General features: G+C 70.6%; 25 protein-coding genes and 2 pseudogenes. 10 read left to right on the top strand and 17 right to left on the bottom strand.

Annotation, left to right across the window (positions count from 1 at the left end; all coding sequences use genetic code 11):
* The gene (locus FHR33_RS27370; RefSeq protein ID WP_183653401.1) at nt 1–456 is read right to left on the bottom strand and encodes a carboxymuconolactone decarboxylase family protein; all 456 of its coding nucleotides are present in this window, start codon (nt 454–456) and stop codon (nt 1–3) included.
* Nucleotides 457–522: 66 nt separating this feature from the next.
* Here FHR33_RS27370 and FHR33_RS27365 point away from each other — a divergent pair, with 66 nt between their 5' ends.
* Nucleotides 523–1,392: a sigma-70 family RNA polymerase sigma factor gene (locus tag FHR33_RS27365; protein WP_183653399.1), complete on the top strand. Its 870-nt coding sequence runs from the start codon at nt 523–525 to the stop codon at nt 1,390–1,392.
* On the opposite strand, the gene FHR33_RS27360 is transcribed toward FHR33_RS27365, so the two are convergent.
* Nucleotides 1,377–2,687: a DUF7059 domain-containing protein gene (locus tag FHR33_RS27360; protein WP_312895741.1), complete on the bottom strand. Its 1,311-nt coding sequence runs from the start codon at nt 2,685–2,687 to the stop codon at nt 1,377–1,379. The two genes, FHR33_RS27365 and FHR33_RS27360, sit on opposite strands and share 16 nt — an antisense overlap.
* Before the next feature lie 93 nt (nt 2,688–2,780).
* On the opposite strand from FHR33_RS27360, the gene FHR33_RS27355 reads away from it, so the two are divergent.
* On the top strand, nt 2,781–3,068 hold the full coding sequence (locus FHR33_RS27355; protein WP_183653396.1) for a hypothetical protein: 288 nt from the start codon (nt 2,781–2,783) through the stop codon (nt 3,066–3,068).
* Here FHR33_RS27355 and FHR33_RS27350 read toward each other — a convergent pair.
* Genes FHR33_RS27350 through FHR33_RS27340 form a run of 3 tightly spaced genes read right to left on the bottom strand, consistent with a single transcriptional unit; the run spans nt 3,058 to nt 5,271 of the window.
* Entirely contained in the window at nt 3,058–4,029 is a 972-nt protein-coding gene (locus FHR33_RS27350; RefSeq protein WP_183653392.1) for an NAD(P)-dependent oxidoreductase, read from the bottom strand. The two genes, FHR33_RS27355 and FHR33_RS27350, sit on opposite strands and share 11 nt — an antisense overlap.
* A 34-nt stretch (nt 4,030–4,063) precedes the next feature.
* Nucleotides 4,064–4,678 (bottom strand): TetR/AcrR family transcriptional regulator, encoded by a 615-nt coding sequence (locus FHR33_RS27345; protein ID WP_221241269.1) that lies wholly within the window; start codon nt 4,676–4,678, stop codon nt 4,064–4,066.
* Nucleotides 4,675–5,271, bottom strand: coding sequence for a GNAT family N-acetyltransferase (locus FHR33_RS27340; RefSeq protein WP_221241268.1), 597 nt, complete (start codon nt 5,269–5,271; stop codon nt 4,675–4,677). The genes FHR33_RS27345 and FHR33_RS27340 overlap by 4 nt, the downstream gene beginning before the upstream one ends.
* Here FHR33_RS27340 and FHR33_RS27335 point away from each other — a divergent pair.
* A complete protein-coding gene (locus tag FHR33_RS27335) occupies nt 5,258–5,725 on the top strand; it encodes a winged helix-turn-helix transcriptional regulator (RefSeq protein WP_183653390.1) in 468 nt (155 codons plus the stop codon). The genes FHR33_RS27340 and FHR33_RS27335 overlap by 14 nt on opposite strands.
* Here the strand turns inward: FHR33_RS27335 and FHR33_RS27330 are convergent.
* Complete coding sequence (locus FHR33_RS27330) at nt 5,699–6,373, bottom strand: VC0807 family protein (protein WP_246452108.1); 675 nt, start codon at nt 6,371–6,373, stop codon at nt 5,699–5,701. The two genes, FHR33_RS27335 and FHR33_RS27330, sit on opposite strands and share 27 nt — an antisense overlap.
* Before the next feature lie 80 nt (nt 6,374–6,453).
* On the opposite strand from FHR33_RS27330, the gene FHR33_RS27325 reads away from it, so the two are divergent.
* Nucleotides 6,454–7,290 carry an SURF1 family cytochrome oxidase biogenesis protein gene (locus FHR33_RS27325; RefSeq protein WP_183653387.1) on the top strand — a complete coding sequence of 279 codons (837 nt, stop codon included), beginning with the start codon at nt 6,454–6,456 and terminating at the stop codon, nt 7,288–7,290.
* Here FHR33_RS27325 and FHR33_RS27320 read toward each other — a convergent pair.
* The gene (locus FHR33_RS27320; RefSeq protein ID WP_183653384.1) at nt 7,195–7,848 is read right to left on the bottom strand and encodes a hypothetical protein; all 654 of its coding nucleotides are present in this window, start codon (nt 7,846–7,848) and stop codon (nt 7,195–7,197) included. The genes FHR33_RS27325 and FHR33_RS27320 overlap by 96 nt on opposite strands.
* Nucleotides 7,849–7,871: 23 nt before the next feature.
* Between FHR33_RS27320 and FHR33_RS51915 the strand changes: the two are divergent.
* The 4 genes and pseudogenes from FHR33_RS51915 to FHR33_RS27305 form a co-directional block, all read left to right on the top strand.
* Nucleotides 7,872–8,198, top strand: a pseudogene (locus FHR33_RS51915) (tyrosine-protein phosphatase); the annotation flags it as partial.
* A 127-nt stretch (nt 8,199–8,325) separates the two neighbouring features.
* A complete protein-coding gene (locus FHR33_RS51910) occupies nt 8,326–8,607 on the top strand; it encodes a tyrosine-protein phosphatase (RefSeq protein ID WP_281388445.1) in 282 nt (93 codons plus the stop codon).
* Nucleotides 8,608–8,674: 67 nt separating this feature from the next.
* The gene (locus tag FHR33_RS27310) at nt 8,675–9,871 is read left to right on the top strand and encodes an amidohydrolase family protein (protein WP_183653381.1); all 1,197 of its coding nucleotides are present in this window, start codon (nt 8,675–8,677) and stop codon (nt 9,869–9,871) included.
* A gap of 76 nt (nt 9,872–9,947) precedes the next feature.
* Nucleotides 9,948–10,589: a DsbA family oxidoreductase gene (locus FHR33_RS27305; RefSeq protein WP_183653377.1), complete on the top strand. Its 642-nt coding sequence runs from the start codon at nt 9,948–9,950 to the stop codon at nt 10,587–10,589.
* Here the strand turns inward: FHR33_RS27305 and FHR33_RS27300 are convergent.
* From FHR33_RS27300 to FHR33_RS52810, 4 genes are all read right to left on the bottom strand, one after another.
* Complete coding sequence (locus tag FHR33_RS27300) at nt 10,567–10,908, bottom strand: YkvA family protein (RefSeq protein WP_183653374.1); 342 nt, start codon at nt 10,906–10,908, stop codon at nt 10,567–10,569. The genes FHR33_RS27305 and FHR33_RS27300 overlap by 23 nt on opposite strands.
* 51 nt (nt 10,909–10,959) lie before the next feature.
* Nucleotides 10,960–12,375, bottom strand: coding sequence for an amidase (locus FHR33_RS27295; RefSeq protein WP_221241267.1), 1,416 nt, complete (start codon nt 12,373–12,375; stop codon nt 10,960–10,962).
* Between the two features lie 132 nt (nt 12,376–12,507).
* The gene (locus FHR33_RS27290; RefSeq protein WP_183653371.1) at nt 12,508–13,458 is read right to left on the bottom strand and encodes an LLM class F420-dependent oxidoreductase; all 951 of its coding nucleotides are present in this window, start codon (nt 13,456–13,458) and stop codon (nt 12,508–12,510) included.
* Between the two features lie 100 nt (nt 13,459–13,558).
* Nucleotides 13,559–14,227: a TetR family transcriptional regulator gene (locus FHR33_RS52810; protein WP_183653369.1), complete on the bottom strand. Its 669-nt coding sequence runs from the start codon at nt 14,225–14,227 to the stop codon at nt 13,559–13,561.
* Nucleotides 14,228–14,397: 170 nt separating this feature from the next.
* Here FHR33_RS52810 and FHR33_RS27280 point away from each other — a divergent pair, with 170 nt between their 5' ends.
* Nucleotides 14,398–15,300, top strand: a complete 903-nt coding sequence (locus FHR33_RS27280; protein ID WP_183653366.1) for a flagellar biosynthesis protein FlhF — start codon at nt 14,398–14,400, stop codon at nt 15,298–15,300.
* 400 nt (nt 15,301–15,700) lie between these two features.
* On the opposite strand, the pseudogene FHR33_RS27275 reads toward FHR33_RS27280, so the two are convergent.
* The 5 genes and pseudogenes from FHR33_RS27275 to FHR33_RS27255 all read right to left on the bottom strand — a co-directional run bounded on the left by FHR33_RS27275 (nt 15,701) and on the right by FHR33_RS27255 (nt 19,580).
* Nucleotides 15,701–16,760, bottom strand: a pseudogene (locus tag FHR33_RS27275) (aspartate-semialdehyde dehydrogenase).
* The gene (locus FHR33_RS27270) at nt 16,757–18,031 is read right to left on the bottom strand and encodes an aspartate kinase (protein WP_183653363.1); all 1,275 of its coding nucleotides are present in this window, start codon (nt 18,029–18,031) and stop codon (nt 16,757–16,759) included. The pseudogene FHR33_RS27275 and the gene FHR33_RS27270 overlap by 4 nt, the downstream one beginning before the upstream one ends.
* Nucleotides 18,032–18,103: 72 nt before the next feature.
* Nucleotides 18,104–18,634: a DUF5063 domain-containing protein gene (locus FHR33_RS27265; protein WP_183653360.1), complete on the bottom strand. Its 531-nt coding sequence runs from the start codon at nt 18,632–18,634 to the stop codon at nt 18,104–18,106.
* Entirely contained in the window at nt 18,627–19,226 is a 600-nt protein-coding gene (gene recR, locus FHR33_RS27260; protein WP_183653358.1) for a recombination mediator RecR, read from the bottom strand. Before recR ends, FHR33_RS27265 begins: the two co-directional genes overlap by 8 nt.
* Nucleotides 19,227–19,229: 3 nt before the next feature.
* Nucleotides 19,230–19,580, bottom strand: a complete 351-nt coding sequence (locus FHR33_RS27255) for a YbaB/EbfC family nucleoid-associated protein (protein WP_183653355.1) — start codon at nt 19,578–19,580, stop codon at nt 19,230–19,232.
* Nucleotides 19,581–19,913: 333 nt separating this feature from the next.
* Between FHR33_RS27255 and FHR33_RS27250 the strand changes: the two genes are divergently transcribed.
* Nucleotides 19,914–21,311 carry a helix-turn-helix domain-containing protein gene (locus FHR33_RS27250; RefSeq protein ID WP_183653352.1) on the top strand — a complete coding sequence of 466 codons (1,398 nt, stop codon included), beginning with the start codon at nt 19,914–19,916 and terminating at the stop codon, nt 21,309–21,311.
* Nucleotides 21,312–21,800: 489 nt separating this feature from the next.
* Here FHR33_RS27250 and FHR33_RS53390 read toward each other — a convergent pair whose 3' ends face one another.
* Entirely contained in the window at nt 21,801–24,755 is a 2,955-nt protein-coding gene (locus tag FHR33_RS53390) for a DNA polymerase III subunit gamma and tau (RefSeq protein ID WP_376773232.1), read from the bottom strand.
* Between the last annotated feature and the right edge of the window lie 6 nt (nt 24,756–24,761).

Here is a 24,761-nt window from a genome sequence, read left to right as displayed (position 1 = left end):
CTAGGACCAGTCGCCTGCGACCTGCTTGGTGCTGGCGTTGAGCCGGTTCCACAGATTGACCGTGGCGATCGCCAGGACCAGCGCCCCGAGCGCCTGCTCGTCGTAGTGATCGGCGGCCGCGTCCCAGATCTCGTCCGAGACCGACTCCGGCCGGTCGGCCAGCCGGGTGACGGCCTCGGCCAACGCCAGCGCGGCCCGCTCCTCGTCGGTGAAGTACGGCGTGTCCCGCCAGCCCGCCACCGACCAGAGCCGCTCGTCGCTCTCCCCCGCCTTCTTGAGGTCGCGGGCGTGCATGTCGACGCAGACGCCGCAGCCGTTGATCTGGCTCGCGCGCAGGTAGACGAGATGGAGCGTGATCTCGGGCACACCGCACTTCTTCACGACCTTGCCGAGCTTCAACAGGGTCTGCATCGCGTCGGGGACGAGGACGGCGGGGTTGCCCATTCGTGCTTTCATGAGTGGTTCCTCCAGTGTTCTTGGCCTGTCACCTCCATGACGACCCGCGACGAGAGAATGTGACCGATGGACGCGAACGATCAGCTGGCCCTGCGATTCGAGGAGCACCGCACCCATCTGAAGGCGGTCGCCTACCGGATGCTCGGCTCGTTGAGCGAGGCGGACGACGCCGTCCAGGAGGGCTGGCTGCGGCTGAGCCGTACCGACACCAGTGACGTGGAGAATCTGGGCGGGTGGCTGACCACGGTGGTCGGACGGGTGTGCCTGGACATGCTGCGCTCACGCGAGCGGCGCGAGGAGCCCGTGGGCGAGCGGCTGCCCGATCCGATCGTGGCCGGCGATCAGCCGGGGGATCCCGAACGTGAGGCGATGCTGGCCGACTCGGTCGGTCTGGCGATGCTCGTGGTGCTCGACACGCTCGCACCCGCCGAGCGGCTCGCCTTCGTGCTGCACGACATGTTCGCGGTGCCGTTCGAGGAGATCGCGCCGATCGTCGAACGCGCCCCCTCCGCCACCAGGCAGCTGGCCAGCAGGGCGCGCCGCAGGGTGCAGGGGGTGGCCCCGGTGCCCGACAGCGATCTCTCCCGTCAGCGCAAGGTGGTCGACGCCTTCCTGGCGGCCGCCCGCGGCGGCGACTTCCAGGCGCTCGTCGCGGTGCTCGACCCGAGCGTCGTGCAGCGCGCGGCCACTCTCGGTCACCTGGCGGTGCTGCGTGGCGCCGCGGCCGTGGCCGAGCAGGCGATGACCTTCGCGCGCGTGGCCTCCGGCGCGCACCCCGTGCTGATCAACGGCACCGCGGGCGTGGTGGCGGCGACGCCGGACGGCAGGCCGTTCTCCCTGCTGGCCTTCACGATCGTGGACGACAGGATCGTCGAGATGTACGCCTTCGTGGGGCCGGAGCTCGTGGAGGAGCTCGCCGGTCAGAGCTGGAAGTAGCCCTCGGCGATCAACGGGCGGAGGGCGTCGGCGCGCAGGTGCTCGCCGTCGCCCACCAGCTCGGCGATCACGTTGAGCAGCGGGCCGAGAGCCAGCTCGCCGTCGCAGACCCCGGCAAGCGCTGCCTCCACCGTGCCGACGTCGGTGCTGCGGAGCAGGCCGCGGGTCTGGCGCAGCACGATGCGTGAGGGGTCCTCGGCTCCAGGCGCGCCGATGCGCTCGTCGAGCAGGCCCTCGGCGACGCGCAGCCTGGCCGTCTCGAGGTCGCGGGTGCGGTGGGCGGCGAGCGTGCCCGAGTTGCGCAGCGTGATCCAGCCGAAGCCGATGCCCTCCACCCTGTTCGCCTCGAACCAGGACAGCCACTCGTCGTAGCGGGCGGCGTAGGCGGGGGTGCCCTGCTCGGCCGCGTCGCGCAGCCACAGCTCGACGTACTCGGCGGGGTCCTGCACGTCGCGCTCGACCACCCACCCGTCGCAGCCCGTCTCCCCCACCCAGCCGCCCACCCTGTCGCGCCAGTCCTCGCCCTCGACGTGCAGCCAGTTGGCCAGGAACTGGGCGTGGCCGTGGGGGTTGAGGTAGGTGGGCGCCTGCCGTACGAGGTCGCGGCAGAAGGCGTCGCCCTCGGCGCCGGTCTCGCGGTAGGTCAGGTGGCCCCCCGGGGAGATCACGAAGGGCGGGTTGGAGACGACGAGGTCGAACAGCTCGCCCTCGACGGGCTCGAACAGCGAGCCGACGCGGGCGTCCACGTCCGTGACGCCGGACAGCCGCCAGCTCAGGCGGGCCAGGTCCACCGCTCGCGGGTTCAGGTCGGTGGCGACGATCCTGTCGGCCCGCTCGGCCAGGTGCAGCACCTGCACGCCGCAGCCGGTGCCGAGGTCGAGCGCGCGCTCGACCGGCCTGCGGGAGACGAGCTGGGCGAGGTTGGCCGAGGCGCCGCCCGCGCCGACGACGTGGTCGGAGCGCAGCGCGGGGTCGCCGGGCCTGACCTTCCTGTCGGAGACGACGAAGGAGTGCTCCTCCCACGGCTGCAGGTGCACCGTGGAACGCACCTTGTCGCCGTCGAACTCGACCAGGCCCGACTCCATCACCTCGAACGGCAGGCCGGTCGCGCTGACGGGCACGCCGAGCCACCACAGGCGGATCAACGTGTCGAGCGGATCGCCGCTCCTGGTCGCCCTCAGCGCCGGGACCAGCTCCTCCCTGGCCAGCGCCGAGGCCGCCATGTCGCCGAGCCGTTCACGAACGCCGTCGATCGTGTAGCCGGTCTTCAGGAGATGGTCGCGCAGTCGTTCCACCCGCTCATCCTAGATCCGAGACTGAGGGTAATCGCACCGTTACGTCTGTCATACTCCTTGTGCACCACAACTGCGCCGGAGGAAACGGAACCGATGCTGCTTCCCTGCCTCGCCTGCGAGACCAGGTTCAGGCCCGAGGAGTACTTCAGCGCCTGCTCCGACTACGACCGCGGACTCGACAGGGTCGCGTGGACGTGTCCGAGCTGCGGCAACCGCGACGACCTGCGGGTCTTCACCGGTGAGCTCGGCTTCGGCACCGCCGGGCACGGCCGCTTCGACGTCCACGACAGGGTGCGGGTTCCCGGTCTGCGGCGCCACCGGCACGAGATCGCCCTCGACATCACCCTCGACCGCCGCCACTGGCACGTTCCTAGGCGGTGACGCGCGCGCCCACGGGCGTGCAGGCGTGCCTGGGCGCCTCGCCGCGCAGGAGCCTGGCGATGTCCTCCACGATCGACTCCGCCCTGTCCTCGGCCGTCTCGCCCGTGGCCTGGCCCAGGTGCGGGGTCAGCACGACGTTGGGCAGCCTGGCCAGCGGGTGCGCGGGGTCCAGCCACTCGCCTTCGAAGTGGTCGAGCCCCGCCCCGCCGAGATGGCCCCATCGCAACGCGTCCACGAGGGCGGACATGTCGTGCAGCGCGCCGCGAGAGGTGTTCAGGTAGATCGCTCCAGGCCGCATCGACGCCAGCTCGGTGTCGCCGATGAACCCTCTGGTCTCGACGGTCACCGGCACGTGCAGCGACACGACGTCGGCCTCCGACAGCAGCTGGGGCAGGGTGTGGGTGGCCTCGGGCACGTGGGGGTCGCAGGCGATCACCCGCATCCCGAGCCCCTGGGCGCGCCACTGCACGGCCCTGCCCACCCTGCCGAGCCCGACCACGCCGAACGTACGGCCCGACAGCCGCGAACCCCGGTAGCGCTCGGCGGCCGGCACCCTCTTGCGGCCTGCCGTGCCCCGCCGTACCTCTCTGTCGGCGGTGACGATGTTCCTGCTGACCGCGAACAGCAGCGCGAGCGTGAGCTCGGCGACGGCGTCGGCGTCCTGGTCGGTGTCGTGGAGCACGGTCACGCCGCGCTCGGCCGCCAGCGCCAGGTCGATGGTGGTGAGGGCGCCCATGCAGGCCACGATGTCGAGGGGAAGGTCGAGAACGCATCGGCGGACCTCGTCGTGGTCGACGATCAGGACGCCGGCGCCCGTCTCGATCACCAGGTCGGCCAGCTGCTCGTCGGAGAAGCCGAGGCGAGGTTTTTCGGCGACCTCGGCCACGTCGGCCACCTCGCGCAACCGCGCGAGGGCGCGCTCCGGCAAGCCGGTCAGGAGAAGCGCACGCGGTCGTCTCACAATCGCGACAATAACACCACAGAGGGTGCCTGGATCATTGCTCCCTGTCGCTCTGGCGCAGGCTCTGCCATGCCGCCTGACCCAGGCCCTTGATCTCCTCCTCGCTCGGGGCGTGCGCGCCCGCGAACCACAGGCGGCACATCTCCTGGGCGGGACCGAGCCAGAGCACGTAGCACATCGTCGGCGCGACCGGCTGGAGCAGGCCGTTCTTCATGTGCGGGCGCCACCAGTCGGCGACCTGGCGGAAGAAGGCGCGGCGGGCCTCGGCGACCTCGGGGCCGCCCGGCTCGTTCTTGCGCGGCGGGCGCTCGCTGATCAAGATCCTGGCCCGCTCGGGGTGCTCGCCCGCCCAGCGCATGTGGAAGGCCACGACCGCCTCGATACCGGCGCGGGCGTCCTGGTGTCCGACCAACTCGGCGACGAACGCCTGCTGGTAGGCGTTGAGGATCTCCGAGTAGAGCACGCCGAAGACGTGCTCTTTGCTGGCGAAGTGGTGGTAGAAGCTGCCGACGCTGACGCCGCTCTCTTCGCGGAGGCTGGCCAGCGTGGTGGCGGAGACCCCGTCCTGGCTGAAACGCCTGAGGGCGCCCTCGATGATGCGGGTGCGCCCGTCGCGTCCGTTCTTGGCACCACTCACGTGCGTCTTCATGAGGTCAATGGTGGGCCAACAGAACGTTGTTCCGCAAATATCACGGCCGGTTGGATCATAGCGGTCACTTCGACGGCCCCGGAAGAGACTGTCATCTTCGCGTCCGGCCACATCCGCCTGATGAGCTTGAGCACCTTTCTGTTCTCGCCGAGGACGTCCATGCCGACTGTCGTCGCGCCGGCGCCGGCGGCCCTGCCGAGGAGCGTGGCGATCAGCTTGCGCCCGAGGCCGCGACCCTGCCACTCGTCGGTGACCACGATCGCGATCTCCACGTCCGCGAGACCGCCCCTGTAGCTCATCGCGTGGCCGATGATCTCACCGTCCCGCTCGGCGACGATCGCGTCGCGCTGGCCGTCCACCGCCAGCAGCGCGCGCACCAGGGCGTCCTTGGGCGACGGAATCCCGGTGAAGAACCTCAGGGTCTGGGTGTGGAGCGACAAACCCACCAGGAAGCGCCTGATCCGCGCCTCGTCGTACGGCCCGGCAGGACGGATCTGAGTTCCAATCACAGACTCAGCATTCCGTCGCACGCTGAGTCTGTCAATTGGACTCAGCGTTCGCGCGAAGTACTCTTCACCTATGAGCGTGCGCATCCGGGTGGACAACTGCTCGATCGAGCGGACCCTGGACATCGTCGGGGAGAAGTGGACCTTCCTGGTGCTCCGCGAGGCGTTCAGCGGCATACGGCGCTTCGCCGACATGCAGGCCGTCACGGGCGCCCCGCGCCAGGTGCTGAGCGCGCGGCTGAACCGCCTGGTGGACGAGGGGCTCCTGCGCAAGGTGCCCTACCGCGACCCTGGGCAGCGCCAGCGTGACGAGTACCGCCTCACGCAGAAGGGTCGCGACCTCTATCCGATCCTGGTCGCGCTGATGCACTGGGGCGACAAGTACGTGGCCGACGACGACGGGCCGCCCGTCCTGCTCACGCACCGCGACTGCGGCGCCGCGCTCGAGCAGCACTTCAGGTGCGCGGACGGGCACGAGGTGGAGGGCCCGCGTGAGGTGACGGCGCTGCCGGGCTCAGGGGCGAAGCTGAAGAGCGCCTAGGGTCCTGCGGAAGTCGAGCACCGACCCGAGGGCCACGCCGCCCAGGAGCAGGGCCACGCCGGCCGTGCGGACGACCAGGAAGACGCCCATGGCCTCGTGGAACAGCATCCACAGGGTGAAGGTGCCGTTGAGCAGCTGCGCGCCTCCCCACAGGAGCGACTGGCGGGCGAAGAAGCGGCGCATCAGCGGATGCCGCTGGACCTCGTCGGGCATGGGCACCAGGTCGGCCGCCACCCGCTGGAGCATCGGCCTGCGCGCCCTCGTCGTGCACAGGAAGGTGGCGCTGGCGCAGAAGATGCCCAGCGTGGGGATGAGGAAGAACCACTTCGGGTCGTGGAAGACCACCGCGAGCACCAGCCGTACGGTGACCATCAGGGCGGCCAGGAGCACCGAGCCCGGCACGTCGGAGCGCTTCACCAGCCGCCAGCCCGCGCCGCCGTAGACCCACAGGACCATCGCCGCGATGCCGCCGGGGATGCCGGCCACGATCAGCCCCAGATAGAACGAGGCGACCGGCATGATCATGCTTTCGAGGACCCTGGGCGCGGCATGCCGGAGGATCGCCGACATGCGCGGCATGACGACCGCGTGAGGCGCGGTGAGCACGGCCATGAAGAGGTGCAGCTCCTGAGGGGAATGGGGAGACAAATCCCGACCGTAGACGATGACCGCGCTCTCTGTCCCGGGTTCGGTGCGGGACCGGTGTGGGGAGTGCCTACCCTGAAGACGTGTACCGGTTCCTGCTCACGCCCAGGTGGCTGGCGCTCCACGTGGTGGTGCTGCTGGTCATCCCCGCCTTCGTCTTTCTGGGCCAGTGGCAGTTCGGGCGCTACGAGGAACGCTCGGCCAACAGCGACGTCGTCACGAGGAACCTCGAGGCCGAGCCCGTTCCTCTCACCGAGCTCGTCGCTCCCGGCGGGGCGGTCGACAACGGCAACCGCTACAGAACTGTCACCGTCCAGGGCACCTACGACCCCGCCCACGCGCTGCTGGTCCGCAGGCGCACGCAGAACAGCCAGCTCGGCTTCTACGTGCTGACCCCTCTGGTGACAGGCCAGGGCCAGGCGGTGCTCGTGAACAGAGGCTGGGTCAAGGCGGGCGCGACGGCCGACGCCCTGCCCGAGGTGCCCCCCGCTCCTTCGGGCCAGGTGACCGTCACAGGACGGCTGCGGCCGAGCGAGACCGAGGCCTCCTCGGGCATCAGGGATCGCGGCGGGCTGCCCCCTGGCCAGGTGCTGCTGATCAACGCCGAGGCCATCGGCAAGGGCCTGCCGTACGAGCTGGTGGACGGGTACGTCTCGCTGACCGAGCAGCGGCCCGCGATCTCGCCTGCGCCCGAGCCCGTGCCCCCGCCCGACGTGGGCGCCGGTGGCGGCCTCAACTTCGCCTACGGCATCCAGTGGTGGCTGTTCATCGGGGTGGCCGTCGGCGGGTGGCTGCTGATGATCAGGCGCGAGGTGAAGGACAGGTCAGCCGAACAGGCCGGAGAGCCCGGCGATACCCAGCCCGCTGACGAAGGCGAGCAGGATCGCCACAAGACAGCCGCTCCCTCCGTCGAGGCGTGAGCGGGCGGGCGGCATCGGCCCGTCCATGGCCGCCCAGATCGGCTGCGGCTCCAGTAGCAGGTAGAGGGGCGCGCCGATGCCTCCGACGGAGAACATCCAGAACCAGCCCCACCTGTTGGCGTAGCGCGGCCTCGACCTGGCCAGCATGGCGAGCAGGGTGCCGAACCAGGCGAGCGGCACCAGCCAGGCGTGACGGGCGGGCACGTCCTCGAACCAGTCGGGCGGCCAGCTGTCATGGTCGGCGCGCACCACAGTGGCGCCCGGCGGCCCGGCGGCGTCGAGCAGGCGGTCGATCTCGCGAACGCTCCTGGAATCGTCCAACGGCAGCCTGCGCCAGCCGAAGGGTCCGTCCGACCAGCGCACCTCACGCGGATGGGGCAGATAGACGACCGTGTCCCCGTCGCCGAGCGCCGCGCGTAGTTCCTCCATGGTCCCCTCGCGGGTGAAGGTGCTCAGCGCGCTCACTAACCCGCCCCACAGCAGGATCGACAGGAGCACCACGCGGACGACCAGTCCCACGACCCGCCATGGCGTCCTGACCGCTGGCCGCCCTTCCATGCTCCCAAAGTAGGGTATTTCCCGTGACGCGCCATCTCGAATTCCTGCGGCTCCACAACTTCCGCGATATCGGCGGGTATGTCACCCGCGACGGGCGGACCGTGCAGTGGCGGAGGTTCTACCGCGCCGACTCCCTCGGCTGGCTGTCGGGCGACGACCTCGACAGGTTCCTGGCCCTCGGGATCCGCACGGTGCTCGATCTGCGCCACCCCTTCGAGATCGAGCGCACGGGCCGCGTCCCCGACGCCGACGGCCTGACCTACCACAACCTCCCCGTCGAGGTCCGCAGGTGGAACGTCGAGACCTACGACCCCGAGCTGGGCGTCGGCAGGTTCCTGGCCGACCGGTACCTGGAGGTCACAGAGGACGGCGCCGACCGGCTCGGCTTCGCCGTCCGGACCATCGCCGACGAGGGCCGGCGCGCCCGTCGTCGTCCACTGCGCGGCGGGCAAGGACCGCACCGGCGTCCTCACGGCGCTGGTGCTGTCGCTGGTCGGCGTCGCCGAGGACGACATCGTCGCCGACTACGCTCTCACCGGCTTGGCCACCGAGCGCTTCATCGCCGACTGGAAGGCCAGACACCCCGAGGCCACGCTGTGGCCGGGGTTCGGCATGGCGCCGGCCGAGGCGATGCGCCATTTCCTCACCGACCTGGCCGCGCGGCACGGCTCCGTCGAGCGCTACTGCGCCGACGTGCTCGATGTCGACCAGGCGACGATCGGGCGGCTGCGGGCCGCACTCCTGGATGATCCCCGGTGAGCGCCCGATACCAACAGGTGACCAGTCGGCTTGTTCGACGTGATGCGCACGTCGTACCGTTGCCTGCGTGACTACGCCGCTCCTTCCCGACCCCGAGCCGAGGCGGCGCGACTATGTGATCATCTCCGCCGATGATCACCTGATCGAGCCCCCAGACCTTTTCGAGGACCGAGTGGCGGCGAAACACGCCGACGCGGCCCCCAAGGTGGTCGAGACCGAGGCTGGTCACCAGGTCTGGCGGTACGGCGGAGCCACCTACCCCTGCGCGGGGCTCGACGTCGGCGCAGGGCTGCCACGCGAGCAGTGGACCCTCGACCCCGTCAGGTTCGAGGACATGCGCCCTGGCTGCTACGACATCGAGGCCCGCATCGAGGACATGGACCTCGCCGGCATCTGGGCGGCGCTCTGCTTCCCCGGCATGCTCGCCGGTCAGTCGGGCATGCCGTTCGCCAGGACCCGCGACCAGGAGCTCGGCCTCGCGCTGACCAAGGCCTGGAACGACTGGCACATCGACGTGTGGGCCGGCACCTATCCCGAGCGCATCATCGGCCTGCAGCTGCCCTGGCTGCCCGACCCCGAGGTCGCCGCCAAGGAGATCCGCGCCAACGCCGCGCGCGGCTTCAAGGCCGTCGTCTTCCCCGAGTTCCCCACCAGGCTGCGGCTGCCGTCGATCCACACGCAGCACTGGGACCCGTTCTTCGCCGCCTGCGAGGAGACGGGCACCGTCGTCTGCCTCCACACCGGCGCCTCGTCGTGGTCGCCGGTCCCCTCCCCCGACACGCCCATCGAGGCCATCACCACGCTCATGCCGGCTAGCGCGATGTTCGCCTGTGCCGACTGGCTCTGGTCGGGGGTGCCGCTGCGCTTCCCCAACCTGCGCATCCTCGTCGTCGAGGGAGCCGTGGGCTGGCTGCCCATGCTGGCCGAGCGGGCCGACTACGCCCTCGACCACCCCGTGGGCACCGAGGCGCTGTGGGAGGGCGGCCTGAAGCCCAGCGAGGTCCTGCGCCGCAACTTCTTCTTCGGCACCCTCGACGACCACGCGCTCTCGGGCGTACGGCTGGCCGTCGGCCTCGACCACGTCCTGCTGGAGAGCGGATACCCGCACTCCGACTCGACCTGGCCCGACACGCAGCAGGCGGTGGCCCGCAACCTGGGCACCCTTCCGCCCGCCGACATCGCCAGAGTCGCCTACGGCAACGCCGCCCGCCTGTTCGGCCACCCGCTTCCCTCACGCGCCTGGCTGCGGATGGAGCAGCTCTGAGCACGGCTTGATCTCAAGCGTGGTTGAGGTCGCAGAATGCGGATCGTCTGATCCGTTTTCCAGCAGAGGAACCCCCATGCAGGTGGAGATCTACGTCGATGTCCTGTGCCCCTGGTGCTACATCGGCAAGCGGCGCGTCGCCGCCGCGTTGAGCCAGGTCGACGGGCGTGACCAGGTGCAGATCATCTGGCGGAGCCTCGAGCTCGCCCCCGAGTCAGGACGCGAACCGGGACAGAGCGCCGCCGAGGCGATGAGGGAGTGGTGGGGCGACCAGGCCGAGGCCAGGGTCGCTCACATCCAGGCGCTGGGAGCGGCCGAGGGCCTGGAGCTCAACCTGCATCTGGCCCGGCCGGTGAACACCTTCGACGCCCACAGGCTGTGCCATCTGGCCGCCGACCGCGGGCTGGCCGACGAGGTGATGGAGCGGCTGCTGCGCGGTTACCACACCGAGGGGCTCGACGTGGCCGACCCCGTGGTGCTGGAACGCCTGGCCGTCGAGGCCGGGCTGGAGGCGGACGAGGCGCGCGCCCTGCTGGCCGGCGACGCCTACGCCGAGCGGGTCAGGGCCGACGAGCGACGCGCGGCCGAGCTCGGCGTCGCAGGGGTCCCCTCCATGGTGATCGACGGCGGGGCCCCCGTGTCGGCGGTCCAGCCGCCTGCCGCGCTGCGGCTGTTGCTGGAGAACGCGGCTCAGGTCAGCGCTGGACCTGTCCCATGATGCGCTTGCGCTCCCACTCGACGTATCGGCCGCTCTCGCCGAGCATCGAGGCCGCCAGCCACAGGAACACACCGAAGTCGTCCGCGACACCGATGAGCACCAGGAATTCCGGGATCAGGTCGACCGGCGAGACGATGTAGGCCACGCCGAGCGCCATCATGGCCAGCTTGCTCTTGCCCATGCCCTGGTAGTCGCCCCGCATCACGCCACCGATCAGGCGGGGGATCGCCCTGATCCTGGTCAGGATGCCGGGCGAGCCCGGCGTGCTGACCTCTCTGTACGTCTTCCAGACCGCAGCGGCCCTGGATGCCTTCACCATCGCGAGTACCTCCTCTTCGCGATATAACGCATTACCCGTGAGGGAGGTTCCCTAACGCATGGCGGCGTGATCGAAGGGCCGGGCGTGCTCGATCTGGGCGGCCAGCCGTACGAGCAGATCCTCCCTGCCGGCCGCGGCGATCAGCTGCACGCCGACGGGGAGCCCCGCGGGGGTCCTGTGCAGCGGCAGGGAGATCGCGGGCTGTCCCGTGGCGTTGAACGGGGAGGTGAACGCGACGGCGGGCCCCGTACGGCCGAACGCGGTGCTCAGGTCGTCGGGCGGCAGCCAGCCTAGAGGGAAGGGCTGGATGCCCAGCGTGGGGGCGAGCAGCACGTCGTGGTCGGCCCACCAGGCGGCCATCCTGCGGCGGAAGCCGTCGATCCACTGCAGCGCGAGGATGTGGTCGACGGCGCTGCGGTCGCGCCCCGCCCTGGCCATCGCCTGGTTGCGCGGCTCGAGCTCGGCCAGGTCGACGGGCTTGCCGCGCCACCTGCCGATGTTCTCCACCTCGGCGGCCACGTTGGTGGCGACGATCGCGCCGAAGTGCAGGGCGAAGTCCGGTTCGGCCAGGGCCTCGGGCCGGCTCGGCGTGACCTCGTGGCCCAGCTCTTCGAGCAGCGTGGCCGCCGCCGTGACGGCGGCCGCCGGCACGGGGTCACCGGGGACGTCCTCGCGCGGGTGCTCGGCGACGAACCCGATCCTCAGCCGTCCTGGATCGGCGCCCACCTCCGCCTCGAGCGGGCCCGGCAGTCCGGGCGCGTCGTACGGGTCGCCGTGCACGTAGCCCGTGAACAGGTCCAGCACCGCGGCGGTGTCCCTGACCGTACGGCTGAGCAGGCCGAGCGTGGACATCCCGCTCCACGCCTCCCCCGACGCGGGGCCGTAGCTGGAGCGGCCCCTGGTCGGCTTCAGTCCGACGAGCCCGCACATGCCGGCGGGGATCCTGATCGAGCCGCCTCCGTCGCTGGCCGTCGCCACCGCGACCATGCCCGCCGCGACCGCCGCCGCCGACCCTCCGCTGGATCCGCCCGGCGAGTAGGCGAGATCGTAGGGATTGCGGGTCGGCCCGTAGGCCACGGGCTCGGTCGTGATCGTGGTGCCGAACTCAGGGGTGTTCGTCCTGCCCAGGATGACGAATCCGGCTTCACGCAGGCTGGTCACCGCGTGCGCGTCCTCGCCGACCTCCACGCCGTCGAACGTCCTCGACCCCGCTCTGTACGGCTCGCCCGCCTGACCCCAGCCGAGGTCCTTCACCAGGATCGGCACCCCCCTGAACGGCGCCCCCTCGGGGAGGCCGTCCAGCTCGGCGAGCGCCCGCTCGAACCTCGGATGGACGACGGCGTTGATCTCGGCGTCATGAGCTTCGATCTTCGCGATGGCCGCTTCGACCAGCTCTCGCGGGCTGATCAGCCCCTCGCGCACGGCCTGCGCCTGCCCGACCGCGTCCAGCCTCAGAACCTCGTCCACGCCGTCTCCCTTTTCAGGTGATCTCCCTCCACACTCCCTCGGGATCGCTCGCCTGAAAACCCCGATCGGGGCCGTGTGAGCAAGCCCACGTGCGGGGTCCGCCTCGCGACCGGCGACCCCGCGCGGCCCGCGTCAGCGAGCCAGGGCGCGGACGGCCTCGGGGACGGGGAGGTCGGCGGGGACGGGCGCGAGGATCGGGGTGTCGAGCCCGTTGTCGACGTACTCCTGCACCCTGGCCCTGCAGGTGGCCGCGTCGCCATGGACGATCAGCGCGTCCACCACCTCGTCGGGGATCGCCTTCAGCGCCGCCTGCCGATCGCCCGCCGCCCACGCCTCGTGCATCGGGCGCAGCACCTCGGCCCGCCCCAGCCAGTCGTGGAAGGCCGCGTAGGCGGGCACGGTCAGGTAGCTGGCCAGCATCCACCTGCCCATCTCACGCGCCCTGTCGGAGTCCTCGCTCACGCAGACGAAGATGCGCGCGATGAGCTCGGTCGAGGGGCCGACCTCGGCCCGCACCTGCCGCACGTCCTCGGGTGACAGCCAATTCGTGATCGCGCCGTCGGCCTCGGAGGCCGCCAGGTGGAGCATCCTGGGGCGCAGCGCCGCCAGCACGATCTTGGGAGCGACCTTGGGCGCCCGCTCCAGCTTGAACCCCTTCACCCCGAAGGTCTCGTACTGCTCGGACACCTTCTCCCCCGCCAGCGCCTTCCTGAGGAAGCGCAGGGTGTCCCTGGTCCTGGCGTACGGCCTGCCGAACTCGGCCGCGTTCCACCGCTGCACGATCGCAGGGGAGGAGGAGCCGATGCCGAGCACGAACCGCCCCGGCGCCAGGTCGGCCAGCGTCGCCGCCGACATCGCCAGCAGTCCTGGGCCGCGGGTGAACACCGGCACGATGGCGGTGCCCAGCCTCACGCCCTGGGCCCACTCCGCGGCCATCGCCAGCGGCACGAAGGCGTCGGCGCCGTTGACCTCCGCCGACCAGACGTCGGTGTACCCGAGGCCGGGCAGTTCGGCGATGAGCTCCTTCGACTCAGCGAGCGAGCGGTCGAAGAAGGGGATGGTCATGCCCCAGTTCTGGGTCATCGCGAGCCTCCAGGGAGGTGTCCGTCATTTACCCAGGACCATACCAACCAGACGGTATGCCGCCATGGGCATGGCGGCGGCCGACCGTTCGTGGTCGGGGTCAGGCGCGCAGCTCGTGCACCGCCGCGATGAAGTCCTTGGTGATGCCCCGCAGGCCCGGCAGGTGCGAAAGGCCGACGAGCCGGTCCACGAGCGGCACGGTCACCTCGATGAGCCTGTAGGTGCGCGCGCACCCTGGCGAGGTGTCGTGGACCCAGTACAGGACGATGCCCATGGACATCAGCCACAGCAGCTCGGGCAGCTCCTCGCGCAGCTCGGCGTCCATGCGGTCGCGCGAGCCCTCCACCACCTGCCGGTAGATGGCGATGGAGGCCTCACGGGCGGGCGTGGACTGGGAGCTGAAGGGGCTGAGCGGGTTGGTCGGCTCGGCCGCGTGCTTGAAGAACTTCACCGCGAACTCGTGGTACGGCTCCGACACCCGCACCCACTCCCTGAGCACGCCCGTCAGCCGCGCGGCGAAGGAGCGCTCGGTGGCCAGCAGGTCGCGGCAGGCCTCCTCGTGCGCGATCTGGGCACGGTCGTAGTACGCCTGCACCAGTTCGTCCTTGGAGGCGAAGTAGTAGTAGGCGTTTCCCACGGAGACCCCGGCCTCCGCCGCGATCGCCCGCATCGTGGTCGCATCGAAGCCGCGTTCCCTGAACAGACGCAAGGCCGTCTCGACGATGAGCTCGCGGGTGCTCTCCGATCCTCGGCTGCGCGGTTCGGACACGCTCGTCACTTTACGTTAGACGGGGCCGTGAGGTCATGGAGCCGCACGGTGATCACCGCCACAGGGTAAAGATCGCTTCGGAGGAGGGATCATCCACCCTGAACCGTGGCATTGATGATTTTGGCGGAAGGGCAACTCCGCGAAAAGGGCATCACATGTGGATACGTTGGTTGGTGCGGTTCTTCGTGGCCGCGCTCATCGCCATACAGACCTGCATCATCATGCTGTCGGGATCGGCTTCGGCCGCGCCCGCGCGATTCACCCCGGCCGCTGACGATGCTTCCGCCGAGGCTCCGCCTCCGATCATTGGAACCTATCGACCAGGGGGCGTCATCGAGACCGCCCGCTGGTACGTGGCCGAGGCTCACCAGCCGAAGGCCCGCCCGCACAGGGCACAGCAGTCCCCGCTGAGCCGCTCCGCGGCGAACCGGCCCGCCGGACGCCGCGTCGAGGCGCCCCGCTATGAGGCGCGTCATGTCGAGACGCCCCGCTATGAGGCGCGTCATGTCGAGGCGCCCCGCTCAGAGGCGCGTCACGTCGAGGCGGCACGCCATGAGGCACGTCGCGTCGAGGCGCCCCGCTTCAAGGCGCGTCATGTCGAGGCCCGTCACGCCCAGACCCGCACCTGGCGGACTCGCGAGTCCGCGGCGCTGCTGTCCAGGGCCCTGCCTCGCCACGCGGTACGCGTCTCGCACGCCTTCGCCATCGACAGGCTGGCCCAGGAGGGGCTGAGCTGGAAGTCCAGCGGGCACTGCGCGGACAGGCACAACAGGGTCTGCACCTCGATGCAGGCCATGAGGTCGGAGACGCTCGCAGGGGTGATCGACCTGAAGCGCGAGAGCGGCTGCAAGGTCGTCGTCACCGGTGGCACGGAGGCGGGCCACGCGCCTGGCGCCTTCAGCCACGCGGCGGGCTACAAGATCGACATCCGCCACAGCGAGTGCGTGGACCGCCACATCACCCGCACGTACCCGAAGGTCGGCGTCAGGAGTGACGGCGCCGCCCTCTACCGCTCCGCCGACGGCGCCCTGTTCGCCAGCGAGTCCGACCACTGGGACATCCTGTTCCGGTGAGATCGCCGCTCTCCGTGCCGCCGACGACGGGGACATCCTGTTCCGGTGAGCCTGCCGCTCTCCGTGCGGCCGGCCACGGGGGCATGCTGTTCCGATGACATCGCCGCTCTCCGTGCCACCGGCCACAGGGACATCCAGTTCCGGTGAGAGCGCCGCTCCCGTGCGGCACGGTCCTGCCGTCCGTGACGGCGCCTGGCGCGCGCGCCCGAGGAGCGTCCCCTGGACGGGCCTCAGCCGGTGACCACGGGGGCGCGGGGGGCGGCTTGCCGTACGGGAGAGAGACGGACGGCGTCGGCAAGCACGGCGCCCTCCGGTCGCGGTGACCGGAGGGCGCGTGGAGAGGCAGGGCCCGAGAGAGCCCCAGGAAGCGACTCCAGGGGATCTCGGACGGCGGGCGGGATCAGAACTCGGTGGCCACCAACTCGGCGATCTCAGCCGCGTTGAGGGCCGCGCCCTTACGGAGGTTGTCGCCGCAGACGAACATGTCGAGCGTGTTCGGGAAGTCGACCGCCTGGCGGATGCGCCCGATGTAGGTCGGGTCGGTGCCCACCACGTCGATCGGCGTCGGCCACACGCCGTTGGCGGGGTCGTCCATGAGGACCACGGTCGGCGCGGCCCTCGAGGATGCGGTGCGCGTCGGCCACCGTGATCTCGCGCTCGAACCTGGCGTGGACAGCCAGCGAGTGCGTGGTGACGACGGGCACCCGCACGCAGGTGGCCGAGACCTTCAGGTCGGGGATGCCGAGGATCTTGCGCGACTCGTTGCGCAGCTTCAACTCCTCCGAGGCCCAGCCGCCGTCCTTGTAGGAGCCCGCCCACGGCACCACGTTGAACGCGATGGGAGCGGGGAACGGCGAGTCGTCCTCGAGCTTGTTGGCCAGCGCCTTGCGCACGTCGCCGGCGCTCTGGCCGACCGTGCGGTCGCCCGCCAGCGCCTCGATCTCGTCGTAGAGCCGCGCGGGACCCGCCACGCCCGCGCCCGAGACCGCCTGGTAGGAGGCGACGACGAGCTCCTTGAGCGTGTACTCCGCGTGCAGCGCGCCGATCGCGGCCATCATCGACAGCGTGGTGCAGTTGGGGGTCGAGATGATGTTGCGCGGCCTGTTACGCGCGTCGAGCGGGTTCACCTCGGGGACGACCAGCGGGACGTCGGGCTCCATGCGGAACGTGCCCGACTTGTCGATGGCGATCGCGCCGCGGGCGGCGGCCACCGGCACCCACTCGGCCGACACCTCGTCGGGGACGTCGAAGATGGCGACGTCGACGCCGTCGAACACCTCGGGCGCCAGCGCCTGGACCACGACGTCCTCGCCGCGGACCCGCAGGAGCTTGCCCGCGCTGCGGGCCGAGGCGACGAGACGGATCTCGCCCCAGACGTCCTCACGGGTCGAGACCAGCTCGCGCATCACGGTGCCGACCGCTCCGGTCGCGCCGATCAGGGCGAGAGTGGGCTTGCTCATCGTCCGCTACCTCCGTACACCACAGCTTCAACCTGGTCCGAGTCGAGGTCGAACGCGCGGTGCGCCGCGGCCACAGCCGCGTCGACGCCGTCCTGACCCACGATCACCGAGATGCGGATCTCCGAGGTGGAGATCATCTCGATGTTGACGCCCGCGTCGGCGAGCGCGGCGAAGAACGTCGCGGTGACGCCGGGGTGCGAGCGCATGCCCGCGCCCACCAGCGACACCTTGCCGATCTGGTCGTCGTACTGCAGCGACTCGAATCCGACCTGCTCCTGGATGCGCTTCAGCGCGGCCAGCGCCGTGGAGCTGTCCGTCGAGGGAAGCGTGAAGGAGATGTCGGTACGACCCGTCGCCGCCGCCGAGACGTTCTGCACGATCATGTCGATGTTGATCTCGGCTTCGGACAGCGTTTTGAAGATCGCGGCAGCCTCTCCGACCTTGTCGGGAACACCGACAACGGTGATCTTGGCCTCGCTCCGGTCGTGCGCGACGCCGGAGATGATCGGCTGCTCCATCTCGGTTCCTTCGGTGTAAGGGTCGGCCACGACCCACGTGCCTTCCTTGGTGCTGAAAGAGCTGCGCACGTGGATCGGCAGGTTGAACCTGCGAGCGTACTCGACGCAGCGCAGGTGCAGGATTTTCGCCCCACAGGCGGCCATCTCCATCATCTCCTCATAGGAGATCCTGGGGATCTTCTGCGCCTGGGTGACGATGCGGGGGTCGGCGGTGAAGATGCCGTCGACATCGGTGTAGATCTCGCAGACGTCGGCTTCCAGAGCCGCCGCCAGCGCCACCGCCGTGGTGTCGGAGCCACCACGGCCCAGCGTGGTGATGTCCTTGGTGTCCTGCGAGACGCCCTGGAACCCGGCCACGATGGCGATCTGGCCTTCGTCGAGCGCCTCACGGATACGGCTCGGCGTCACGTCGATGATGCGCGCCTTGCCGTGAGTGGAGTCGGTGATCACGCCGGCCTGCGACCCTGTGAACGAGCGCGCCTCGTGGCCCAGGTTGGCGATCGCCATCGCCAACAGGGCCATCGAGATGCGCTCACCCGCGGTCAGCAGCATGTCGAGCTCGCGCCCAGGGGGCAGCGGCGACACCTGCTCGGCCAGGTCGAGCAGCTCGTCCGTCGTGTCGCCCATCGCGGAGACGATGACGACGACCTCGTTGCCGGCTTTTTTCGTCGCGACGATCCGCTGCGCGACCCGCTTGATGCAGGACGCGTCGGCGACGGACGAACCACCGTACTTTTGCACAACGAGCGCCACGAGAGTCTCCCAGTCTGGACTGTGAGCTGCCAGTCTACTGGGGGCTTCTCATGGACCCGATGGTTCGGACCACTATGTGGACAACGCCTCTTCTGCCACATCCAGACGGGTGTGCGCCGCCAACGCCTGGAGCGCCCGCATCGCCGCGCCCGCGTGGTTGCCCCAGGTGTTGAAGTAGGAGTACTGCCACCACCACAGCGCCTCCAGCGGCCTGCCCGCGTGATAGTGGCGCAGACCGTGGATGAGGTCGGCCGCCACCGCGGTCAGGTCGTCGGACAGCCGGTACGGCGTGACGGCGGTGTCCTTGTACGGGTCGAACACCTCGGCGTAGTCGTCCACCGCCTCGAGGCGTTCGGCCAGCGCCGTACGGACGCCGTCGACGTCTGGGTCCTCGCTCAGCGGCGGCTCCCAGTTGCCCGACAGGATGACGTCCTGGCTCGCGCCGAGCTGGGCGCCCGCCAGGCTCACCTGGGCGACCTCCACGAGCAGCAGCGACCAGATGGCGTCACCGCCCTCGCCGCCCGCGACCCTGGTCAGGCCATCCAGATAGTTCTGCGCGTGTCCTGCGATCTCGTCGGCGAGAGCGCGCCACTGATCAGACATCCAGCAGCCTCCGTCCTTCGAAAGCGCGGCCCAAGGTGACCTCGTCGGCGTACTCGAGGTCACCGCCCACAGGCAGGCCGCTGGCCAGTCGTGTCACTTTCACGCCCATCGGCTTGACCAGCCGGGCGAGGTAGGTCGCCGTCGCCTCCCCCTCCAGATTGGGGTCGGTGGCGAGAATGAGCTCGGTCACGCGGCCGTCGGCCAGCCTGGTCATGAGCTCACGGATGCGCAGGTCGTCGGGGCCGACGCCGTCGATCGGGCTGATCGCCCCGCCGAGCACGTGGTAGGTGCCCCGGTACTCGCGCGTCTTCTCGATCGCGACGACGTCCTTGGACTCCTCCACCACGCAGATCACATGAGGGTCGCGCCGCGCGTCGCGGCAGATCCGGCACTCCTCCTCGGAGGCGACGTTGCCGCAGACGCGGCAGAACCGGACCTTCTCCTTGACCTCGAGCAGCGCGTGGGCCAGTCGCTTCACGTCGGTGGGATCGGCCGCCAGCAGGTGGAAGGCGATCCGCTGCGCGCTCTTGGGACCGACGCCGGGCAGCAGGCCCAGCTCGTCGATCAGGTTCTGGACGACCCCTTCGTACATGGCCTAGAGCCCGGGAAGCTGGCCGAGGCCACCGCCGCCGAGGCCCTGGGCCAGCGGGCCCAGCTTCTCCTGCTGCAGGTCGGCGGCCGCTCGCACGGCGTCGCGGACGGCCGCGATGACCAGGTCGGCGATCGTGTCGGCGGTGTCCTGCGGGTCGTCGGCGTCGATGACGGACGGGTTGATCTTGAGTTCGAGCAGCTCACCTGAGCCGTTGACGACGGCCGTGACCATGCCGCCCCCGGCCGAGCCCTCGATCTGCGCGTCGTTGAGCTCCTGCTGGGCGCTCACGAGCTGCTGCTGCATGAGCTGTGCCTGCTCCAGCAGCTGCTGCAGGTTGACATCCCCTGGGTTCACCTTCGTGCGCTCCTCGCCTGCTCCGCGTCCTTAACTGTCACGAGCCTACGGGTTCTGAGCGCCGTCATGTACTGGGGAGCACATGCGTTTCATCTCTGTGCCACCGACCTGGGCCTTATGGCCGGATCCCGGCCCCCCTCCAGCGTCCGGGACCCGGCCATCACGCCGACCGGAGCGGCCGCACCATGTCAGCGTGGTCCGTGACACTAGCGAGACCAACGTTGCACACAGGTTGCGAGCATTCAATCACCCTGCGCAATCCCCCGAACGGGTTGCGGACGGAGGTGATAACACGGATGCTTCGCCGTACAGCCCGACTACTTGGAGTGGCCGATGGGTGACGCGAACCTCGATGCGTACTCTCGCCGGCTTCGTCGGATCCACGAGACGACGGTCGGAGAGCCCCGACAGCTGATCAGCGCGTCGTGGCGGAGGTCGAAGGCGGCGGGGGTCGATCCGGAGAGCCGTGCGGCGCCGCTGGTGTACGACGGCTCGCTCATCAGGGACGTCCGCGAGTCGCATCCTCTCCAGCCGGTTCTGCCCATGCTCGCCGAGACGCTGCGGCGCATGGCCGACGAGTCCGAGCACATCATGATCGTGACGGACGCCGAGGGCAGAATCCTCTGGCGCGACGGTGACCTCGGCACCATGCGCCGCGCCGACGTCGTCGGCCTGGCCGACGGCCACCACTGGTCCGAGATCTCCGTCGGCACCAACGGCATCGGCACCGCGCTCGCCACCCGCAAGCCCGTCCACGTCTACTCCGAGGAACACCTGCTGCGGGTCCTCCACTGCTGGTCGTGCAGCTCCGCGCCGATCATCGACCCCGACACCGACACCGTGCTCGGCTGCGTCGACGTCAGCGGCATCACCCGCAGCCTCCACCCCGCCACGGTCGCGCTCGTGGCCACCACCGCCAAGCTGGCCGAGGCGCGCCTCGCCCTGATGATGCACGAGCGCGACGAGCGGCTGCGCAGGAAATACGACTCGCTCGTCCAGCGCACCGGCGTCCTGATCACCAAGACGGGACGGGTCCTCGCCGGCGACCACTCGGGCAGGCTCGGCGCCCGCATCACCCTCCCCGAACCAGGCGGCACGGACTGCCCCGCAGGCATCCTCGAACCGTTCTTCGACGGCTACCTGCTGCGGCCCGCCTCCCGCACGGAGGCGCTGCCGCTACGCCTCGCCTTCCTCGGCGAGGGGCCACCCATCGCCCGCTACGGCGACCGCTTCCTGACGCTCTCGCTGCGCCACGCGGAGATCCTCACGCTGCTCGCGCTCTATCCCTCCGGCCTTACCGCCGAGCAACTCTCCTATTACCTGTATGGCGACGAGGGCAATCCCGCCACGATCAGGCCAGAGATCTACCGGCTGCGCGCCCAGCTCGGCGAGGCGGTGGCGGCCAAGCCGTACCGGCTGGTCGCTCCCCTGACCGCCGACTTCCTCGAACTGCGGCAGCTGCTGACGGCCAACGACCCCGAGGCCGTCGCCCGCGCCTACGCGGGGCCGCTGCTGCCGCGCTCGGAGTCGCCGGAGATCCGCAGCGCTCGTGACGAGCTGGAGGTCCAGGTGCGCGCCAGCCTGCTCACGCACGGCTCGGCCGACGCCCTGTGGACGTACGCGCAGACGGTGAACGGTCGCGACGACTTCCAGATCCTCGAACGGGTCGCCGCCGCCCTGCCCTCCTCCGACCACCGCGCCGCCGCCGCCCGCGCCCGCCTCTCCCCCTAACCCTTCAGCCCCGTCCCCACCCCGTTGCCTTACGTTGCCGCCCGTACGTTGCCTTACGTTGCCGCCCGTACGTTGCCTTACGTTGCCGCCCGTACGTTGCCTTACGTTGCCGCCCGTACGTTGCCTTACGTTGCCGCCCGTACGTTGCCTTACGTTGCCGCCCGTACGTTGCCTTACGTTGCCGCCCGTACGTTGCCTTACGTTGCCGCCCGTACGTTGCCTTACGTTGCCGCCCTCACGTTCCCGCCCGTACGGCAAGCCGTGCCAAGCGCCCCCGTGGTCCCGGGCTGGCGTCTGTCCAGGAATACGCTCACCGAGCGCACAACCTCCCACCCCAACGGAAGGCTCCTCCCAGCCACGCCCCTCCAAGACACCGCGTTCCCGAAGACCGCGTTCCCGAAGACCGCGACGCACGAGACCGCGTCCCGAGACTGCTCGTGGTGAGCGGTCCCGTGGCGCTCGGGTGTGGGGCCGGTCTCGGGAGGGCGATCAGGTGTGGTCGATCTCGCCGATCATCTGGGCGCCGAGTTCGCGCTGGAGCAGGGCCATGCCGCTGAGCTCGTCGATGTCGGCGTTGGCGTCGTTGAGCGGGTCCACTTCATCCGACTCGGGACCGCGCCGGCGTCCGGGGATCGCGTCGGGCCAGCCACCCGATCCTGATCCGCCGCCCTGCCTGGACGCGGGCACCCGAGGACCGGCCTGCGCGGCCGCCTGAGCCGCCGCCTTCGCCGCCGACCTCGCCGCGGCCAGCCCCGGGCTGGGCGTGCGGCTCGCTCCCTGCGCGGCACCTGAGGAACGGCTCGTGCCCTGGCTCGGACTGGGCATGGGAGGCATGCCGGGATCCGGGTCGTCAGGCGCCTGAGGCCAGGACTCGTCGGTGGTCAGCCGCTCCCGCCCCTGGGCGTTCTCGACGCCGTTAGCCTCCCCGGCCGCACCGCCATGAGCCCCTTCGACCACGGCACCACCGGAGACCGCGCCACCCTCGGCGCCCACGCCGGTCATGGAGCCACCCGAGCCGCCGGAGCCCCAGCCGTCCGCGGAGCCACCGGAAACGTCAGCTCCGGCGCCGGGCTCACCGCCTCCTGCACCACCGGAGACACCGTCGGGAGCGCCACCACCGGCACCGCCTACGCCGCCGGGCCCGCCTTGCTGAGCGCCGACCGCGCCGGGAGCACCTCCGCGAAAGCCGCCACCCGGGACACCGCCCTCAGGAGCACCGCCGCCCTGGAACCCGCCGCCCACGACAGCCCCTGGCCCCCCGGCCCCCGTGACGCCGCCTCCAGGAGCGCCGTGTCCAGGAGCGCCGTCCGCGGGCGCACCACCTTCAGCGGCGCCGGCTGGATGGACACCAGTCCCAGGAGCACCGCCGCTGTGGGAGCCGCTTCCTGCGGGGTCACCGAATGAAGCACCGGCCACCCCCTGAGGGCCGCCCTGGGGAACCCCGGCCACGCCGTGAGGACCGGCCTGCGAGACCCCTTGGCCACCATGAGGAGCGCCTTGCGAGGCGACGGGCGCCCCGTGCGAGCCGCTGTGCGGGGCGGAGGGAGCGCTGGGGCCGGGCTGGGCCGAGCGGCCCTGCGGGGCGGGTGAGCCGCCGACGACGGCCTCCACTCGCCACGTGCCGCCCAGGACATCACCCAGCGCGGAGGCCACGACGGCGTCCTTGCCGCCGCCTGTGAAGTTCTTCATCGCGCCCACCTGGGTGAACCCCAGCGTGACCACGTTGCCCTCGACGCCGACCACCTGCGCGTTGGTGTTGACGTTCGCCCACACGACGATGCTGCGCTTCTTCAGCGCGGCCAGTACGGCGGGCCACTGCTGCTGGAGCTGCCCTGCCCCGCCCTGAGTGGGTGCCGCGTAGGCGGGCGCCTGCTGCACCGGCTGCTGCTGGACCGGCTGCTCGGGCTGCGCCGCAGGGGCACCCGGCCGAACAGTCTCGGGCCAGTCATCCCCGCCGGAAGAAGCAGGGGAACCGGCGACCGCGCCCGCCGCCGTGCCGGACGACGCCGTCCCGTCAGAGATCCCGGCCGAACCCGCGGACGGCCCGGAAGGTCCGGACGCCGCGCCCGAGGAGCCGGACGACGCGCCAGGAGCGCCGCTCGCCGTACCCGCAGAGCCGGAGGCGTCCTGGGAACCGGGCACCGCTGCGGCAACGCTCGAAGGGCCGGCCGCACCCGCGTAAGGAGCGGCCGTCTCGCCGTGGCTCGCGGCCGCCGTGACCTGCGGCGAGGCGCCGTGCGCGCCTGCCGTACCGCCAGCGCCTGGACGGGAGGCCATCTGGGCGACCACGCCGCCGCGCTCGAGGCGTTCGAGGCGGGCCAGCAGCGCGCCCTCCCCCTGCGCCGCACCGGGCAGCAGCACCCGCGCGCACATCAGCTCGAGCAGCAGCCGGGGTGAGGTGGCGCCGCGCATCTCGGTCAGGCCCGCGTTGAACAGCTCGGCCGCGCGGGTCAGCTCGGCGGGCCCCATGGAGGAGGCCTGGGCGACGAGGCGTTCGAGCTCGTCGGCCGGACGGTCGAGCAGCCCGCTGGTCGCCGCCTCGGGAACATTGGCGAGGATCACCAGGTCGCGGAAGCGTTCGAGCAGGTCGGCCGCGAACCTGCGAGGGTCGTGCCCGCCTTCGATGACGCGGTTGACGGTCTGGAAGACGGCGGCGCCGTCGCGCCTGGCGAACGCGTCGACCACCTCGTCGAGCAGGTCGCCGTCGGTGTAGCCGAGCAGGGAGACGGCCTTGGCGTAGGTGATGCCGTCGTCGTCGGCGCCCGCGAGGAGCTGGTCGAGGATGGACAGCGAGTCGCGCGCGGAGCCCGCGCCTGCCCTGACGACCAACGGCAGCGCGGTGGGCTCGTAGGGGACGCTCTCGGAGGAGAGGATCTCCTCCATGAGGGTCTTGAGCGTCGCGGGCGGCATCAGCCTGAACGGGTAGTGGTGGGTGCGCGACTTGATCGTGCCGATGACCTTCTCGGGCTCGGTGGTCGCGAAGATGAACTTCAGGTGCGGCGGGGGCTCCTCGACGAGCTTGAGCAGCGCGTTGAAACCCTCGCGGGTCACCATGTGCGCCTCGTCGATGATGTAGATCTTGAAGCGCGCGGAGACGGGGGCGAAGAACGCCCGCTCACGCAGGTCGCGCGCGTCGTCGACGCCACCGTGGGAGGCCGCGTCGATCTCGATGACGTCGAGGTGGCCTGGGCCCGTGGGGGCGAGCGCCACACACGACTCGCACTCGCCACAGGGGTCGGGCGTCGGGCCCTTCTCGCAGTTGAGGGAGCGCGCCAGGATGCGCGCGCTGGAAGTCTTGCCGCACCCGCGTGGGCCGCTGAAGAGGTAGGCGTGGTTGATCCGGCCGGTGCGCAGCGCCTGCCGCAAGGGGTCGGTGACGTGCTCCTGACCCTTGACCTCGGCGAAGGTTCCGGGCCGGTACTTGCGGTAAAGCGCAAGACTCATGCGACC

This window comes from Nonomuraea dietziae (genome assembly GCF_014195505.1).
Taxonomy (GTDB): domain Bacteria; phylum Actinomycetota; class Actinomycetes; order Streptosporangiales; family Streptosporangiaceae; genus Nonomuraea; species Nonomuraea roseola.
Note: the sequence above shows the minus strand (reverse complement) of the source record. Positions and strands in the feature narration are given on the sequence as shown.